This window comes from Terrabacter koreensis, from assembly GCF_054783315.1.
The window spans coordinates 924132-939021 of record NZ_BAAGQU010000004.1; the positions used below are offsets into that span (position 1 = coordinate 924132).

Consider the following 14890-nt stretch of genomic DNA (forward strand, 5'->3'; position numbering starts at 1 on the left):
CCTCAGGGGGCGATGGAGGCGGAGTGGATGAGTGCCCCGACGAACGCCTGGTGCCACGTGAGCCGCACCGCTGCACCACGCACTGATGCGCCACCGCAGGTGCACTCCCACGTCCACCCGCCGTACCGGGTCCGCGCGACTCGTGGGTGGTGGTGCGCGAGGTCGGGGTGCGGCCGTCTCTGGGTCATCGAGGTGGTCATCGGATCGCCTTTCGCCTGTTCAGGATTCGTCTCTGAACGATCTGTTCTTCCCTTAAGGCAGCACGATCCCGCCGGCGGGCCCCGATGTCTGTGCGCGCGGCGACACAAGGAGTGCCCGCGCGGGACTGCTCGCGGCTCCGGGCGATGAGCCCGACGATCGGGTTGCTGGCCGACCTTCCTCCGGTACAGCGGCAGGCTGTGCTCGACCGGATGACCCGGCACGCTTACGAGGCCGGCGAGGTCATCTGCGCCGAGGGGGACGTCGCCGACGCCCTCCACTTCGTCGTGGAGGGCCGTATCGTGGCCCGCCGTGCCTCGCGGGACGGCGACGTCCATGCGTATGCCGTCATGGGGCCGGGGCAGACTTTCGGCGAGATCGCCATGATCAGGCGCGAGCACCGACGCACCGCGACCATCGAGGCCCTGGAGCCGGCCGTCACCCTCAGCCTGGGCTTCCGAGACTTCGAGCTGCTCTGCGCGGCTCATCCGGAGGTCAGCCGTCTGCTCCTCAGGCTGCTCGCGGCGCGGGTGACCCGGTTGACCGATGCCCTGATGGAGAGCCTGCACGAGCCGGCGGACCACCGGGTGGTGCGGGCGCTCCTGTCGCTCTGTGGCTCCTATTCCGTTCCGGCGCAGGTGGGCCGGGCCCTCACTGTGCCGGTGAACCAGACGGTGCTCGCCGAGCTCGCAGGCGTCACCAGGCCCACGGCGAACCGCGTGCTCCGGCGGTTGGAGGCCGGAGGCGTCGTCGAGCTGGACCGGGGCCGGATCCGGGTCCGTGACACCCAGGCCCTCGGTCGCGCAGCCGCGCAGGGGGCGTCGGGACGGCCCTGAGTCTCTCGCACGCACGACATCGGGGGAGCGCTGCTCGTCCCCGGTCCGCCGACCCCCTAGCGTGGGCGGATGGCCCACCCCCACGCCGACGCCGGCACCCGCACGGTCACGACGCCCGACGGACGTTCCCTCGACGTGCTCGACGCAGGTGGTGACGGGCTACCGCTGCTCTACCACTCAGGCACCCCGGGCGGCGCGGTGCCGTGGCCGGCTGCGATGGAGGCCGCGCACAGGTCGGGGCTGCGCTGGGTGACCTACAGCCGCCCCGGCTACGGCGCGAGCACGCCACGACCTGGGCGCACGGTCGCCGATGCCGCCGCGGACAGTGCCGTGGTGCTCGACGCCCTGGAACTCGACGAGTTCGTGACGATCGGGTGGTCGGGAGGCGGGCCGCACGCGCTGGCGTGCGCCGCGCTGCTCGCGGACCGCTGCCTCGGGGCGGCGACCATCGCCGGCGCCGCCCCCTCGCGTCAGCCGGACCTCGACTTCCTGGCCGGGATGGGCGACGACAACGTCGAGGAGTTCTCACTGGCCTTCCGGGGACGCGAGGCGCTCGTGCCCGCCGTCGAGGAGATGGCGCGGTCGTTCCGGCACGTCACCGGGGAGCAGGTCGTGGAGGCGCTCGGTGGTCTGCTCAGCGCGTCGGACCTCCGGGCGCTGGAGGGCCCGCTCGCGGACTACGTCGCCGCCTCCGGGCGCGAGGCGGTCAGGGTCGGCCCGCAGGGGTGGGTCGAGGACGACCTCGCGTTCTGCGACGACTGGGGCTTCGACGTGGCGTCGCTCAGCGTGCCTGTGGCGGTGTGGCAGGGCCGTGAGGACCTCATGGTGCCCGCAGCCCACGGCGAGTGGCTCGTCGCGCACGTGCCCGGGGCGCGGTCTCACCTGCTCGAGGGGGTCGGCCACGTCTCGCTCGTGGCGCGGGTCGGTGAGGTCCTCGAGGATCTCGTCGACCACCGACGTGCTCTGCCCGGCGGGTGACCGGCCGGAGAGCAGGGTGCCCGGGCGGGTGCGCCACGTCCTGCTGCATCGACGTCTCGAGCGCGGACGTCCACACGCAGGCGTTCAGCGCGACAGGCTGGTGACGGGCAGCTCGAACCACCGCAGGTGGTCGAAGTCGACGTTGACGTGCGCCTCGTCGCAGCGCTTCGGCTCGGCCGCCGCCAGGATCGCCCGGGCCTCATCGAGGTAGCCCGCGAGCGCCTCCTCGCCCGCACGCTCGAGCTGGGCGGGGTAGGTGAGGCGCCCGTGCTCGAAGCCGATCCGGTCGAGTCGCAGGGGCGGCTCGACGGGGCCGTTGCGGTGCCTCCAGAGCCCCGTGGCGGGCTCGAAGTCATAGTCGTCGAGCAGGCGCCAGCCCTCGCGCGCGACGAGGCGCACGGCTTCGATGACGTAGTCGGCGACGACGTCGGAGATGAAGTAGTTGAAGTTGACGCGCACCCAGCCGGGCTTGATGCCCTCGCAGCCCCGGCCGATCTCGCGCTCGAACTCGTGGGACCTCTCGAGGTCGATGCCGAGCAGGTAGTGGCCGTAGGGGCCGGCGCAGGAGCAGCCGCCGCGGGCCTGAATGCCGAAGAGGTCGTTGAGCACCGCCACGACGAAGTTGTGGTGCAGGTAGCGCCCAGCAGCGGCGTGGACGACGAACGACACGATCGAGAGCCGCTCTGCCGCAAGGTTGCCCAGGATCTCGATGGACGGCTCCGCTTGCCACGCCTCCACGGCTCGCCGGAGGAACCGGTCCTCGCGGGCCCGGATCGTCTCGACGCCGACCGCCTGCTTGAGCTTGAAGACGAGCCCGGCCCGGATGGCCTCGATGATGGCGGGCGTGCCGCCCTCCTCACGGTGGGCAGGGTCGGTGACGTAGTCGTGGTCGGCGGGGTTGACGTAGCTGACGGTGCCGCCGCCGGGCACGTCGGGCACCCGGTTGGTCATCAGCTCACGGCGGACGACGAGCACGCCCGGGGTGCTGGGCCCGCCGATGAACTTGTGGGGGCTGAGGAAGACGGCGTCCTTGTATGCCGCCGCGTGGGCCACGCCGCGCCCGCCGCGGCCGTACATCTCGATGTCGACGTAGGGCGCTGCCGCGGCGAAGTCCCAGAAGGCGAGGGCGCCGTGCTCGTGGAGCAGCGTCGAGATCGCGTCGGTGTCGGTGACGATGCCGGTGACGTTGCTCGCGGCGGAGAAGGAGCCGATGAGCAGGGGCCGGTGCGCGTATGCCGTCAGGCGCTCGCGCAGGACGTCGAGGTCGACGTGCCCGTCGAGGTCCTGCGGGATAACGACGACGTCGGCGACGCACTCGCGCCACATGACCTCGTTCGAGTGGTGCTCGTAGGGACCGATGAAGATGACGGGCCGTTCGTCTGCGGGAACGAGCGCGCTCGCGTGCCAGCGGTCCTCGAAGTTCGAGGGCACTCGGAGGCCGAGGATGCCGACGAGCTTGTCGATCGCCCCGGTGCAACCGGAGCCGGCGAAGACGACGACGGTGTCCTCGTCGCCGCCGACGGCGTCGCGGATGGTGCGCCGGGCGTCCTCGCGCAGCCGCGTGGTCTGCAGGCCGGTGCCGGAGCTCTCGGTGTGGGTGTTCGCGTAGCGCGGGAGCACCTCGTCGCGGATGAAGTCCTCGATGAACGAGAGTGCCCGGCCGGATGCCGTGTAGTCGGCGTACGTGACCCGGCGCGGCCCGTAGGGGCCGACCATGACGTGGTCGTCGCCGATCACGCTCTCCCGGATCGCGGCCAGCAGGTCGTCGTGGTCGCTGGATGCAGCCATGAACCAACCATAGCGCGAAGTGATGCTATCGGCGCGAACCATAACCATTGATTGGCCAAGTGTGCTGGACATGACAGCGCCCCTGCCGACGGCGGTCGGCAGGGGCGCTGGTCACGAGGTAAACGGTCGCGCGCCTACTTCGGGTCGGCGACGCAGACGACGGTGCCGGTGCCGCCCTCGCTGGCGGCGCTGGTGAACGCCCCCTGGGCGCCGTGCTTCTCGCACAGGGTCATCGCCGAGGACTCGTCGGTCGCCGTGTCGGTCTGGATGAAGGTCACCGTGCCCAAGGACGTCGAGTCCGTGCAGTCGACCTTCTTAAAGTCGTCGGTGCCGACTGCGGCGACGCACTCACCGGACTTGATGCCGTGCGTGCCGTCATCCGCCGTGAAGGCGCGGAAGGCGAAGAAGGCGATGATCGCGAGGAACGCACCGCCGAACCGCTTGACCAGGGCGGCCCGCTTGGAGGGCTCGGCCGCGGGGGTGGCGGTCTCGTGCGTGCCGGTGCCGGACTGGGGTGCCGGCGGGACGACGGCTCCCGACGTCGTCCCGGGGGTCGCCTGCTCGGCGGGAGTGTGCTCGCTCATGTGATGACGGTGCTTCCTGTGAAGGTTCTGTGCCGGATGCGGCGGAGAGCATTCTGCACTGCCGGTGGCCCCAGCAGTGGCGCACCTGCCGTTCGTCACCGTTTCGTCGCATAGGGTCGAGCCCGTGACAGCGATCTCGTATCCCCTCGTCGAGCGCACGCTCGCCAACGGCCTGCGCGTCATCGTCAGTGAGGACCACACGGTGCCCAACGTCGCGGTGAACCTCTGGGTGGGCGTCGGCAGCCGCCACGAGAGCCCGGGCCGCACCGGCTTCGCCCACCTCTTCGAGCACCTCATGTTCCAGGGCAGCCGCAACGTCGCCTCGGGCGAGCACTTCTCGGCGCTCATGGACGAGGGCGCGCGGCTCAACGCGACGACTTGGTTCGACCGGACGAACTACTTCGAGACGGTGCCGACGGGCGCGATGGAGCTCGCGCTGTGGCTCGAGGCCGACCGCCACGGCCACCTGCTCGACGCCGTCACGCAGGAGAACCTCGACAACCAGCGGGACGTCGTCAAGGAGGAGAAGCGCCAGCGCTACGACAACGTGCCCTACGGCAAGGCGCTCATCGACATCTACGCGACGGTCTTCCCCGAGGGGCACCCTTACCACCACCCGACGATCGGCTCCATGGAGGACCTCGACGCGGCGACCCTCGAAGACGTCCACGCCTTCTACCGGGCGCACTACGGTCCCAACAACACGGTGCTCACCCTCGTCGGCGACGTGACCCCGGACGAGGGCTTCGCCGCGGCCGAGAAGTACTTCGGACCCCTGCCGCCCATCGAGCTGCAGACGCGTGAGCGGCTCGAGCAGCTGCCGCCGCTCTCCGAGCCCGTCCGCCTCGACCGCGTCGGGGACGTGCCCAACGACCGCATCTACGTCTGTTTCCGGCTGCCCGTCGACACCACGCCCGACTACCTCGCCTGCCAGGTCGCCGTCGACGTGCTCGGTGGGCTGGCCAGCTCGCGGCTCGTGCGCCGCCTGGTGCGCACCGACGAGACGGCCGTGGCCGTCGGCGGCTGGACCATGGGTCTCGTCGACGGGGTCGGCCTCGGCACGATCACCGTCGACGTCTCCGTGGGCGCCGACGTCGAGCAGGTCGAGGCCGCGGTCTGCGAGGAGATCGATCGGTTCATCGCCGAGGGGCCGGATGCCGCCGAGCTGGAGTCGGTCATCGCCGACACCGAGCGCTCGTGGCTGAGCGCCCTCGCGAGCATCGAGGAGCGCGCCGACCACATCAGCCACCACGCGCTGCTGTCGGGCGACCCGGCATACGTCAACACGTTCGTCGAGCGGATCCGCGCTGTGACGGGCGAGCAGGCCCGCGACGCCGCTGCCGCGTGGCTCGACCCGCAGTCGCGCGCCGTGGTGCGCTACCTCGCCGACCCCGGCGTGCCCGCCGAGGAGCCGGACGACTCGAGCGACGACAGCGACTCCAGCAAGGACTCCGGCAAGAACTCTGGCAACAACTCTGGCAACAACTCTGGCAAGGACTCGGAGGAGGCCGCATGACCGCCGTCGCCCGCCCCGTGGTGGCCCCGCCCGAGCCGTGGAGCTTCCCGGAGGGGCAGGAGCACGACCTCCCGAACGGTCTGCGGCTCATCACCTACGACGTGCCCGGGCAGTACGTGCTGTCGGTGCGACTCGGACTGCCCGTGTCGCTGCGTGACGAGCCGCGCGAACGGGAGGGCGTGGCCTCGATCATGGCCCGCACGCTCGACGAGGGCACCGCGAACCACACGGCCGAGGAGTTCGCGCGGCTGCTCGAGCGCAAGGGCGTCAGCTTCGGTGCCGGCATGGCCGATGCCGGCCTCTCCATCGACCTCGACGTCGTCAAGGGCAACCTCGAGCCGGCGCTCGACCTGCTGCGCCAGATCCTCACCGAGCCGGTGTTCCCGCAGGCCGAGGTCGCGAGGCAGGTGCGCACCCGCCTGGCGGAGATCGAGCAGGAGCGCTCCGTGGCGGCCCACCGCGCCGGGCTCGAGTTCGTCCGCACCTTCTACGCCGCCGACGACCGGTCGTCGCGGCCCACGGGCGGCTCCCGCGAGACCGTCCAGGCGATCACGCGCGACGACGTCGCAGCGTTCCACGAGAGCCACGTCGTCGCCTCGGGCGTGACCGCGGTCGTCGCCGGCGACCTGGAGGGTCTCGACGTCCCGGCGCTCGTCGAGTCAGCCCTCGGTGGCTGGCGGAAGGGGCCCGTGGACCGACCGCGGCACCTCGACCACGCAGCCTCGCTGGCCCCCGACCGCGGACGCATCGTGCTGGTCTCGCGGCCCGGCTCGGTGCAGACGGAGTTCGTCATCGGCGCGCCGGGGCCCGACCGGTCCGTCGAAGGAGGCTGGGCGCCGTACCCGGTCCTCGGTTTCGTGCTCGGTGGCTCGCCGAACGCACGCGTCGACGCCGTGCTGCGCGAGGAGAAGGGCTACACCTACGGCATCCGGTCGAGCTTCCGTCCACGCCGGCGCGGGGGAGTGTTCCTCACGTCGGGGTCGGTGCGTGCCGACTCGACGGCGGAGTCGCTGCGGCTGCTCGTCGAGATCCTCGAGAGCGGACGGGACGGCTTCAGCGACAAGGAGGTCCGCTCCGGCGTCGACTTCATCGCGAAGACGGCTCCCGGCCGCTACGCCACCGCCGACACGATCGCCGACGAGGCCGTCGGCATGGCGCTCGACGGCCGCACCACCGAGTTCACGACAGCGAACCTGCGCGACCTCGTCACGGTCGACCGGGCCCGTGTCGACGCGGCCTACGCCCGGTTCGCCGACCGGGCCGGCATCGCCGCCGGTGCACCCGGCGCGGGATGGACGATCGTCATGGTCGGTGACGCCTCGCAGCACCTCGAGGCCCTGCAGCGGCTCGGCCTCGGCGACGTCACCGTCGTCCAGGACGCCTGACCTCTGAACCCTCGCCGAACGCCGCGTTCGGTGGCGAAAGCGCTGGTAGAACACGGCGTTCGCCACCGAACGCAGCGTTCGGTCAGGGGAGGGGCGTCAGGGTGCGTTCCATGACGTAGTCGTCCTCATGGATCCCACCCACGAGGAAGCGCTTGGTGCCGACGCGCTCGAAGCCGCTCTTGGCGTAGAAGCGCTGGGCCCGCTCGTTCTGCTGGTTGACGCCGAGCCATACCCCAGCGGCCCCCGCGGCGCGGGCCCACTCGAGGGCGCGCTGCATGAGCAGGGCTGCCGCCCCGGTGCCGTGGGCCTCGGGCAGGACGTAGATCTTCGACAGCTCGACCGTGGGGCGCAGGCGGATGGCATGCCGCACGTCCTCGTCTGCCGGCTCGCCGACGACGAGCATGGCGTAGCCGAGGGCGGAGCCGTCGCGCTGGGCCAGCAGCAGGTGGCGGTCGGGGGCGGCCAGGTAGGCCGTGAAGCGCTCGGCCGAGAGCACCTCCGAGACGAAGGCGTCCACGCGCTCCGGTGACATCGAGGGCGGGCACGCGAGCACGAACGTGGCCGCGGCGACGGCGGCGAGGGTGGGCACGTCGCCTGCGGTGGCCGGGCGCACCGACGTGGCGGGGCCTGCTGTGTCGGTGCCGTTCACGTCGACAACCCCTGTCGCACAGTGGAGCTCGCTGCCGAGCCGCTCATTCGGAGGGCATCCCGATGCGGCTCAGCACCTCGTCGTGCAGCAGCCCGTTCGTCGCCAGGGCGTTGCCGCTCCAGCAGCCGTCACGACCGTCGAGTCCGGTGAACCGGCCGCCGGCCTCCTCGACGATGGCGACGAGGGCTGCCATGTCGTGCACCGCCAGCTCGGGCTCCGCCGCGATGTCGGCGGCCCCTTCGGCGACGAGCATGTAGGACCAGAAGTCGCCGTAGGCGCGGGTGCGCCAGCAGTCGTCCATGAGGTCGAGGAAGTCGTCGCGGCGCCCGCGCACCCGCCACCCGGCGAGCGACGAGTACGACAGCGACGCGTCGCCGAGCCGGCCGACCTGCGACACCGACATCCGCCGCGCCGACGACAGGGACCGCCCGGTCCACGCCCCGGACCCGGTCGCCGCCCACCAGCGCCGCTGCAGGGCAGGTGCCGACACGAGCCCGAGCACCGGCTTGTTGTCGACGACCAGGCCGATCAGCGTGGCCCAGACGGGCACGCCGCGCACGAAGTTCTTCGTGCCGTCGATGGGGTCGATGATCCAGCGGCGTGGTCCGTGACCGGTGGTCTCGAACTCCTCGCCCTCGACGGCGTCGCGGGGCCTCGTGCGCTTGAGCTGCGTCCGCACGAGCTCCTCGGCGGCGCGGTCGGCGTCGGTCACGGGAGTGAGGTCGGGCTTGCTCTCGACGACGAGGTCGGCGGCCCGGAAGCGCGCGATGGTCACCCGCTCGACGGCATCCGCGAGGACGTGGGCCAGACGGAGGTCGTCGTCGTAGGAGGTCACCGGGTCAACCTAGCGGCAACGCCCGGCGAGCGGGCGGGGAGCACCCGGCATACGGGCGCGCCTTCTCCAGATCGTCATGCACGCCGACCGAGGAGCCGTATGCCGCTGCGGCTCAGTGCTCCTCGCCCGACCGGCTCGACAGCAGACGCCGCAGCGAGGCCAGCCGCGACGGGCCGGCGGCGCCGGCGTGGCCGTCGGCGACCCAGGCGTCGAGGGCGCACTCCTCCTCGTCGTGCGTGCAGCCGCGGGGGCACTCGTCGGTGCCGGCGGCGAGGTCGGGGAAGTGGTCGATGATGCGGTCGACGTCGATGTGGGCCAGGCCGAACGAGCGGATGCCGGGCGTGTCGATGACCCAGCCGTCGTCGGCACCGTCGGCGCCGTGCAGCCGCAGAGCGACGGCGTTCGTCGACGTGTGTCGGCCGCGGCCGGTCGTGTCGTTGACGACCCCGGTCGCACGCAGGGCGCCCGGGACGAGGCCGTTGACGAGCGTGCTCTTGCCGACGCCCGAGTGCCCGACGAGCACCGACACCTTGCCCGACAGGCGTTCCCGCAGGTCCTCGAGGCCGGTGAAGCCGTCGGCGGTGCGAGAGGTGACGACGTGCTCGACCTCGAGCGGGGCGTAGTTGGCGAGGAACGGCGCCGGGTCGACGAGGTCGGCCTTGGTCAGGGCGAGCAGCGGCTCCAGGTCGGCGTCGTAGGCCGCGACGAGGCACCGGTCGACCATGCGCGGGCGCGGCTCGGGATCGGCAAGGGCCGTGACGATGACGAGCTGGTCGGCGTTGGCGACGATGATGCGCTCGTAGGGGTCGGTGTCGTCGGCCGTGCGCCGCAGCACGGAGCGGCGCTCCTCGATGCGGACGATGCGGGCGAGGGCGTCGGGGCCACCGGCGAGGTCGCCGACCAGTGCGACGTCGTCGCCGACGACGACGCGGGTCCGACCGATCTCCCGCGCCTTCATCGCCGTGACGACCCGCTCGGGCTCCTTCTTGCCGAGCGCGCCCTTCGGCACGAGACAGGTGTAACGGCCACGGTCGACGCCGATGACCATCGCGACGACGGCGTCGGCATGAGCGGGACGCTCCTTGGTGCGGGGCCTCGATCCCTTGCGGCTCGGGCGGACCCGGACGTCTCCCTCGTCGAGGTCCCGCCAGCTCATCGGGACAGCACCACGGGCGCTGAGCCGTCGAGCATCCCGCGCCACAGGCCCACGAAGTCGGGCAGCGTCTTGCGGGTGGTGCCGATGTCCTCGACCTCGACGCCCGGGACGCGCAGGCCGATGATGGCGCCCGCAGTGGCCATCCGGTGGTCGTGGTAGCTGCGGAACCGGCCGCCGTGCAGGGTGGCGGGGGCGATGCGAAGGCCGTCGTCGGTCTCGGTCACGTGCGAGCCCAGGCCGCTGAGCTCGGTCGTCAGTGCCGCGAGGCGGTCGGTCTCGTGCCCGCGGATGTGGGCGACACCGCGGATCCACGTGGGCGTGGACGCCAGGGCGGCCAGGGCGGCCACGGTCGGCGTCAGCTCCGCGGCGTCGTGCAGGTCGATGTCGATGCCGACGAGCTCGCCGCTGCCCACCACCGTGAGCCCGGAGCGGTCGAGCCGGACGTCGGCGCCCATCGTGTCGAGGATCTCGCGCAGCAGGTCGCCGGCCTGGGTCGTGTGCTGTGGCCACCCGGGAACCCGCACCGTGCCACCGGCGACGAGGGCGGCCGCGACGAACGGGCCGGCGTTGGAGAGGTCGGGCTCGACGGAGACGTCGAGCGCGTTGATCTCGGACGGCTCCACCCGCCACGTGTTCGGCTCGCTGTCGTCGACGATGGCCCCCGCGTCGCGCAAGGTCTCGACGGTCATGAGGATGTGCGGTTCGCTGGGCACCGGCTTGCCGTCGTGGTGCACCGTGACGCCCTCGTCGTAGCGAGCGCCCGCGAGCAGCAGTGCCGAGATGAACTGCGACGACGCCGACGCGTCCATGGTGACCGACCCGCCGCGCAGGCGGCCCCGCCCGTGCACCGTCAGGGGCAGGCAGCCGCCCTCGTCGTCGACCTCGGCGCCGAGGGCGCGCAGCGCGTCGATGACCGGGCCCATCGGTCGCACCCGCGCCTGGGGGTCGCCGTCGAGCCGCACCGGCCCGTCGGCGAGCGCAGCCACTGCGGGCAGGAAGCGCATGACCGTGCCGGCGAGGCCGCAGTCGACGGTGACACCCCCGGTGAGGGTCTCGGGCGGCGTGACGAGCCAGTCGGGCACGGCCCCGGCCGTGCCGGCTGCCGACTCACCCTCGGGGGCCACGTCGTCGATGCGCACCCCCAGCGACCGCAGCGCGTCGGCCATGAGCAGCGTGTCGCGCGAGCGCAGCGGCGCCCGCAGGCGCGAGCGGTCGCCGGCCAGCGCGGCCAGCACGAGGTAGCGGTTCGTCAGGGACTTGCTGCCCGGCAGTGCGACCGTCGCGTCGAGCGGTCCGGGGGCCAGCGGCGCCGCCCAGTCCGGCTCGGCCGTCAGGGTGTCGCCTGCGGCGACACCGGTCGGGGAGGGGGACTGGGGCGATGGATCAGCGGGACTCAACTCAGCTCACGACGTCCTGTGCTCGATGGGCGAGGAGGCGGGCCTCGCGCTTGGCGGTCTGCTTGGCGTGCCGCGCCTCGCGGCGCGTGGTCTTCGTGGCGTGCTGGGCGCGCCAGGCCAGGCCAGGCTTGCCCTCGGTGTCGACGGCGGCGAGGAGCAGGCCGCCGAGCAGGCCGACGTTCTTGAGGAAGAGGCTGCGGCTCTGCGCCTTGCGCGTCGGGTCGGTCTCGTCCCAGAACGCGTGCTCGATGGCCGTCGTCGGCACGACGGAGGCAGCGAGCACGGTCGACGCGAGGCGCGGCATGCGTCCGGTCGCCAGGAGCAGGCCGCCACCGAGCAGCGCGGCGCCGTTGACCCGCACGAAGAGGTCGGGGTCCTTCGCGGCGACCTCGGCCCCCGGCACCTGGCCGGGCACCTTCTGCAGCAGGTGGGCCGCCTGGTCGGTGCGTGCCGCGGGGTGGCGCAGGGCGTCGACGCCGGCGGCGACGAAGACGGATGCGAGCAGCGGGCGGGCGAGACGGCGGACGATCATGCGGAACTCCTCCTCTGGCCGGCGGCGCGTTCCAGCGTCGCGACCATCGTGGACCTGTGGACACCTACGGTATCGACATACCCACGGCCCCGGTGGCCGCGCCCACCGGTGCCGAGCCCTCGTCGGCCCAGCGGCATACGCTGTGCCGCATGTGCGGGAGGTATGCCGCGAGCGCGCGGCCCGACGAGCTCATCGAGGCGTTCGACGTCGACGAGGACCACACGGCCGAGCCCACGCGCAGCGTGCTCAAGAACCCGCAGAACCCACCGGCCGGCGAGCCCGACTGGAACATGGCCCCCTCGAAGCAGGCGCCCGTCGTGCTGACGCGGCGTCCCCGGGGCAGCGACGGTCCCGACGAGGGCGCCGAGCCGACCCGCCAGCTGCGCCTGCTCACGTGGGGTCTCGTGCCGGCCTGGTCCAAGGACGTCAAGATGGGGCTGCGCATGACCAACGCGCGGGCCGAGTCGGTGCTCGGCAAGGGCGCCTTCGCCAAGGCAGCCCTGTCCCGGCGGTGCATCGTGCCCGCCGAGGGGTGGTACGAGTGGCAGGTCTCACCGACGGTCGTCGACGCCAAGGGCAAGCCGCGCAAGCAGCCGTTCTTCATCCATCGCGCCGACGGCGACCCGGTGGCCTTCGCCGGGCTCTACGAGTTCTGGCGCGACAAGGACCTACCCGACGGCGACCCCGGTGCCTGGCTCACGTCGTTCACGATCATCACGACCGCGGCCGACCCCGGCATGGACCGCATCCACGACCGGCAGCCCCTCGTCCTCGAGCGCGGGCAGTGGGAGCAGTGGCTCGACCCCGACGAGAAGGACCCCGGCTACGTCCAGGGCGTGCTCGACTTCGCCGACCCGGGCCGTTTCGAGGCCCACCCGGTGAGTCGTGCCGTCGGGTCCACCGGCAACAACGGTCCCACCCTGGTCGAGCCCGTCCCGGCATCCGAGCTGGAGGGCGTGGTGGACCCCATGACCGGCGAGGTGATCGGCGCGTGAGCGGCCCGACGAGGGCGACGGTCCGCGTGATCGAGACCCCCGGCGGTCCCGGGCGGGCGCACGTGCAGCGACCCACCCGAGCGCGCGGCACGGTGGTGCTGGGCCACGGCGCCGGGGGAGGGCTCGGTGCCATCGACCTCGCCATCGCCCGCGAGGTGCTCCTCGGCGCCGGCTGGGCCGTTGCCCTCGTGGAGCAGCCCTGGCTCGTAGCCGGACGGAGGGTGGCCGGACGGCCTCCAACCCTCGACGAGGCCTGGGTCCCCATCGTCGAGGCGCTCATCAACGGCCGAGGCAGGCTGCCGAGGCCGCTCGTCGTCGGCGGCCGCAGTGCCGGGGCCCGGGTCGCCTGCCGCACGGCGGGCCCGCTCGAGGCCGACGCCGGCCTGCTGCTCAGCTTTCCCCTGCACCTGCCCGGGCAGCCCCACAAGCTGCGCGCCCAGGAGCTGGCCCTCGCGCCCGACCCCTCCTGGGTCGTGCAGGGCACCAACGACACATTCGGCACCCCCGACGAGCTCCGTCCCCACATCCCCGGGGGCACGACGCTCGTCGAGGTCCCGGGCGCGCACAGCTTCCCGAAGGGCTCGCGCAGCGCCCTGACCCAGGCCCTGACCTCCATCGCGGGAATGCTGCCCGGCTAGGGGTCGTTGCAGCAGGCATGGTCACGAGCCCCACCCGCGCACCCGAGGAAGCCCCCGCGCTGCCCTGGCACGGCCGGCCCGTCGAGCGCGGCCGGAACTCCCAGCCCACCGGTCTAGGCTGGACCGCGATGGCAAAGGACAAGAACACCGACCCCAGTGCCGCCCTGCGGCTCGCCGAGCCGGGAGCGGCGTCGACGGTAGCCCCCGTCGACGAGGCGGCCGCCCAGCAGGCGGCCGACGCGAGCGTCGACGTCGCCGCCGAGAGCGAGACCGACCGCCGGGCCCGCTTCGAGCGCGAGGCGATGCCCCTGCTCGACCAGCTCTACAGCGCCGCGCTGCGCACGACGCGCAACCCCAGCGACGCCGAGGACCTGGTCCAGGAGACGTTCGCGAAGGCGTACGCCGCCTTCCACCAGTACAAGCCGGGCACGAACCTCAAGGCGTGGATGTACCGCATCCTCACCAACACCTACATCAACAGCTACCGCAAGAAGCAGCGCCAGCCCCTCGAGTCCGACGCGGCCGAGATCGAGGACTACCAGCTGGCACGAGCCGAGTCGCACACGTCCTCCGGACTGCGCTCGGCAGAGGCGGAGGCGCTCGACCACCTGCCCGACAGCGACGTCAAGCGCGCCCTCCAGTCGATCCCCGAGGAGTTCCGGCTCGCCGTCTACTTCGCCGACGTCGAGGGCTACTCCTACAAGGAGATCGCCGAGATCATGGACACGCCCATCGGCACCGTGATGAGCCGCCTGCACCGGGGGAGGCGCCAGCTGCGCGAGCTCCTCTCGGCGTATGCCGCCGACCGCGGTTTCGTCACGGCCGGCTCTGGCGGCACCGCCGGGGCCACGGGCGACGGCACGGAAGGAAGCCGGTCATGAACGAGCACACGGCGGGCGCGCCCGGCAACGAGGCGCGCACGGACTGCTCCGAGGCGCTGCTCCGCGTCTACGAGTACCTCGACGGCGAGCTGGGTCCGGAGGAGTGCGCCAAGATCCAGGCGCACCTCGATGAGTGCGGTCCGTGCCTCAAGGAGTACGACCTCGACACGACGCTCAAGTCGCTGATCAAGCGCTCGTGCGAGTGCGAGCAGGCACCCGAGGCGCTGCGCATGACGATCATGTCGCGCATCTCGATGACGGTGATCCAGGTCGACCGGGGCTGACCCCGCCGCACGCTGAGACGACGAGTCGACGAAGGCCCGCCCCGATGTGATCGGGTGCGGGCCTTTGACGTCTGCGGCTCAGGCGTTGGGCTTGCGGCCGTGGTTGGCGGCGTTGCCCTTGCGGGAGCGGCGCTTGCGGGCGCGCTTGCTCATCGTCGGCTCTCCTTGGGTGCTGCGGTCTCGTCCCCGTGCGGGCACGAAGCACTGATTCTTCCACAACGGTCGCAGGCGGCCCAAT

Annotated in this window: 17 protein-coding genes; 8 read left to right on the plus strand and 9 right to left on the minus strand. The window is 72.3% G+C overall.

Features of this window, described 5'->3' with window-relative positions:
* Nucleotides 1–2: 2 nt before the first annotated feature.
* Complete coding sequence (locus ACYVNR_RS07070; RefSeq protein ID WP_461047490.1) at nucleotides 3–200, minus strand: hypothetical protein; 198 nt, start codon at nucleotides 198–200, stop codon at nucleotides 3–5.
* Between the two features lie 210 nt (nucleotides 201–410).
* On the opposite strand from ACYVNR_RS07070, the gene ACYVNR_RS07075 reads away from it, so the two are divergent.
* Both ACYVNR_RS07075 and ACYVNR_RS07080 read left to right on the plus strand, forming a co-directional pair.
* The gene (locus ACYVNR_RS07075) at nucleotides 411–1034 is read left to right on the plus strand and encodes a Crp/Fnr family transcriptional regulator (RefSeq protein ID WP_461047492.1); all 624 of its coding nucleotides are present in this window, start codon (nucleotides 411–413) and stop codon (nucleotides 1032–1034) included.
* A 69-nt stretch (nucleotides 1035–1103) separates the two neighbouring features.
* Nucleotides 1104–2012, plus strand: a complete 909-nt coding sequence (locus ACYVNR_RS07080) for an alpha/beta fold hydrolase (protein ID WP_461047494.1) — start codon at nucleotides 1104–1106, stop codon at nucleotides 2010–2012.
* 84 nt (nucleotides 2013–2096) lie between these two features.
* Here the strand turns inward: ACYVNR_RS07080 and ACYVNR_RS07085 are convergent, their stop codons facing one another.
* Both ACYVNR_RS07085 and ACYVNR_RS07090 read right to left on the minus strand, forming a co-directional pair.
* Entirely contained in the window at nucleotides 2097–3800 is a 1704-nt protein-coding gene (locus tag ACYVNR_RS07085; protein ID WP_461047496.1) for an aminotransferase class V-fold PLP-dependent enzyme, read from the minus strand.
* A gap of 134 nt (nucleotides 3801–3934) precedes the next feature.
* Nucleotides 3935–4384 (minus strand): hypothetical protein, encoded by a 450-nt coding sequence (locus ACYVNR_RS07090; protein WP_461047498.1) that lies wholly within the window; start codon nucleotides 4382–4384, stop codon nucleotides 3935–3937.
* 124 nt (nucleotides 4385–4508) lie between these two features.
* Here ACYVNR_RS07090 and ACYVNR_RS07095 point away from each other — a divergent pair, with 124 nt between their 5' ends.
* Together ACYVNR_RS07095 and ACYVNR_RS07100 are read left to right on the plus strand one after the other, a co-directional pair.
* A complete protein-coding gene (locus ACYVNR_RS07095; protein ID WP_461047500.1) occupies nucleotides 4509–5900 on the plus strand; it encodes a M16 family metallopeptidase in 1392 nt (463 codons plus the stop codon).
* The gene (locus tag ACYVNR_RS07100; RefSeq protein ID WP_461047502.1) at nucleotides 5897–7285 is read left to right on the plus strand and encodes a M16 family metallopeptidase; all 1389 of its coding nucleotides are present in this window, start codon (nucleotides 5897–5899) and stop codon (nucleotides 7283–7285) included. Before ACYVNR_RS07095 ends, ACYVNR_RS07100 begins: the two co-directional genes overlap by 4 nt.
* A gap of 82 nt (nucleotides 7286–7367) precedes the next feature.
* On the opposite strand, the gene ACYVNR_RS07105 is transcribed toward ACYVNR_RS07100, so the two are convergent.
* The 5 genes from ACYVNR_RS07105 to ACYVNR_RS07125 all read right to left on the minus strand — a co-directional run bounded on the left by ACYVNR_RS07105 (nucleotide 7368) and on the right by ACYVNR_RS07125 (nucleotide 11854).
* A complete protein-coding gene (locus tag ACYVNR_RS07105) occupies nucleotides 7368–7934 on the minus strand; it encodes a GNAT family N-acetyltransferase (RefSeq protein WP_461047503.1) in 567 nt (188 codons plus the stop codon).
* Nucleotides 7935–7977: 43 nt separating this feature from the next.
* Nucleotides 7978–8769 carry a histidinol-phosphatase gene (gene hisN, locus ACYVNR_RS07110; RefSeq protein ID WP_458798442.1) on the minus strand — a complete coding sequence of 264 codons (792 nt, stop codon included), beginning with the start codon at nucleotides 8767–8769 and terminating at the stop codon, nucleotides 7978–7980.
* A 112-nt stretch (nucleotides 8770–8881) separates the two neighbouring features.
* Nucleotides 8882–9925 (minus strand): ribosome small subunit-dependent GTPase A, encoded by a 1044-nt coding sequence (gene rsgA, locus ACYVNR_RS07115; RefSeq protein WP_458798441.1) that lies wholly within the window; start codon nucleotides 9923–9925, stop codon nucleotides 8882–8884.
* Nucleotides 9922–11322 carry a 3-phosphoshikimate 1-carboxyvinyltransferase gene (gene aroA / locus ACYVNR_RS07120; RefSeq protein WP_461047506.1) on the minus strand — a complete coding sequence of 467 codons (1401 nt, stop codon included), beginning with the start codon at nucleotides 11320–11322 and terminating at the stop codon, nucleotides 9922–9924. Before aroA ends, rsgA begins: the two co-directional genes overlap by 4 nt.
* 1 nt (nucleotide 11323) lies before the next feature.
* Nucleotides 11324–11854: a DoxX family membrane protein gene (locus ACYVNR_RS07125; RefSeq protein ID WP_458798439.1), complete on the minus strand. Its 531-nt coding sequence runs from the start codon at nucleotides 11852–11854 to the stop codon at nucleotides 11324–11326.
* A gap of 149 nt (nucleotides 11855–12003) precedes the next feature.
* Between ACYVNR_RS07125 and ACYVNR_RS07130 the strand changes: the two genes are divergently transcribed.
* From ACYVNR_RS07130 to rsrA, 4 genes are all read left to right on the plus strand, one after another.
* Nucleotides 12004–12849 carry an SOS response-associated peptidase gene (locus tag ACYVNR_RS07130; protein ID WP_458798824.1) on the plus strand — a complete coding sequence of 282 codons (846 nt, stop codon included), beginning with the start codon at nucleotides 12004–12006 and terminating at the stop codon, nucleotides 12847–12849.
* A complete protein-coding gene (locus ACYVNR_RS07135; RefSeq protein ID WP_461047508.1) occupies nucleotides 12846–13487 on the plus strand; it encodes an alpha/beta hydrolase family protein in 642 nt (213 codons plus the stop codon). Before ACYVNR_RS07130 ends, ACYVNR_RS07135 begins: the two co-directional genes overlap by 4 nt.
* A gap of 128 nt (nucleotides 13488–13615) precedes the next feature.
* Nucleotides 13616–14368, plus strand: a complete 753-nt coding sequence (locus tag ACYVNR_RS07140; RefSeq protein ID WP_082080949.1) for a sigma-70 family RNA polymerase sigma factor — start codon at nucleotides 13616–13618, stop codon at nucleotides 14366–14368.
* The gene (rsrA, locus tag ACYVNR_RS07145) at nucleotides 14365–14652 is read left to right on the plus strand and encodes a mycothiol system anti-sigma-R factor (protein ID WP_045191324.1); all 288 of its coding nucleotides are present in this window, start codon (nucleotides 14365–14367) and stop codon (nucleotides 14650–14652) included. Before ACYVNR_RS07140 ends, rsrA begins: the two co-directional genes overlap by 4 nt.
* Before the next feature lie 78 nt (nucleotides 14653–14730).
* On the opposite strand, the gene ACYVNR_RS07150 is transcribed toward rsrA, so the two are convergent.
* Complete coding sequence (locus ACYVNR_RS07150; RefSeq protein WP_369791897.1) at nucleotides 14731–14805, minus strand: 50S ribosomal protein bL37; 75 nt, start codon at nucleotides 14803–14805, stop codon at nucleotides 14731–14733.
* Between the last annotated feature and the right edge of the window lie 85 nt (nucleotides 14806–14890).

What these genes read in the sequence shown, in the direction of transcription:
- ACYVNR_RS07080 (WP_461047494.1), top strand. Translation starts at nt 1,104, where the DNA reads ATGGCCCACCCCCACGCCGACGCCGGCACCCGCACGGTCACGACGCCC.
- ACYVNR_RS07070 (WP_461047490.1), bottom strand. Translation starts at nt 200, where the DNA reads ATGACCACCTCGATGACCCAGAGACGGCCGCACCCCGACCTCGCGCAC.
- ACYVNR_RS07100 (WP_461047502.1), top strand. Translation starts at nt 5,897, where the DNA reads ATGACCGCCGTCGCCCGCCCCGTGGTGGCCCCGCCCGAGCCGTGGAGC.
- ACYVNR_RS07125 (WP_458798439.1), bottom strand. Translation starts at nt 11,854, where the DNA reads ATGATCGTCCGCCGTCTCGCCCGCCCGCTGCTCGCATCCGTCTTCGTC.
- ACYVNR_RS07075 (WP_461047492.1), top strand. Translation starts at nt 411, where the DNA reads ATGACCCGGCACGCTTACGAGGCCGGCGAGGTCATCTGCGCCGAGGGG.
- ACYVNR_RS07140 (WP_082080949.1), top strand. Translation starts at nt 13,616, where the DNA reads ATGGCAAAGGACAAGAACACCGACCCCAGTGCCGCCCTGCGGCTCGCC.
- ACYVNR_RS07090 (WP_461047498.1), bottom strand. Translation starts at nt 4,384, where the DNA reads ATGAGCGAGCACACTCCCGCCGAGCAGGCGACCCCCGGGACGACGTCG.
- ACYVNR_RS07130 (WP_458798824.1), top strand. Translation starts at nt 12,004, where the DNA reads ATGTGCGGGAGGTATGCCGCGAGCGCGCGGCCCGACGAGCTCATCGAG.
- rsgA (WP_458798441.1), bottom strand. Translation starts at nt 9,925, where the DNA reads ATGAGCTGGCGGGACCTCGACGAGGGAGACGTCCGGGTCCGCCCGAGC.
- rsrA (WP_045191324.1), top strand. Translation starts at nt 14,365, where the DNA reads ATGAACGAGCACACGGCGGGCGCGCCCGGCAACGAGGCGCGCACGGAC.
- ACYVNR_RS07085 (WP_461047496.1), bottom strand. Translation starts at nt 3,800, where the DNA reads ATGGCTGCATCCAGCGACCACGACGACCTGCTGGCCGCGATCCGGGAG.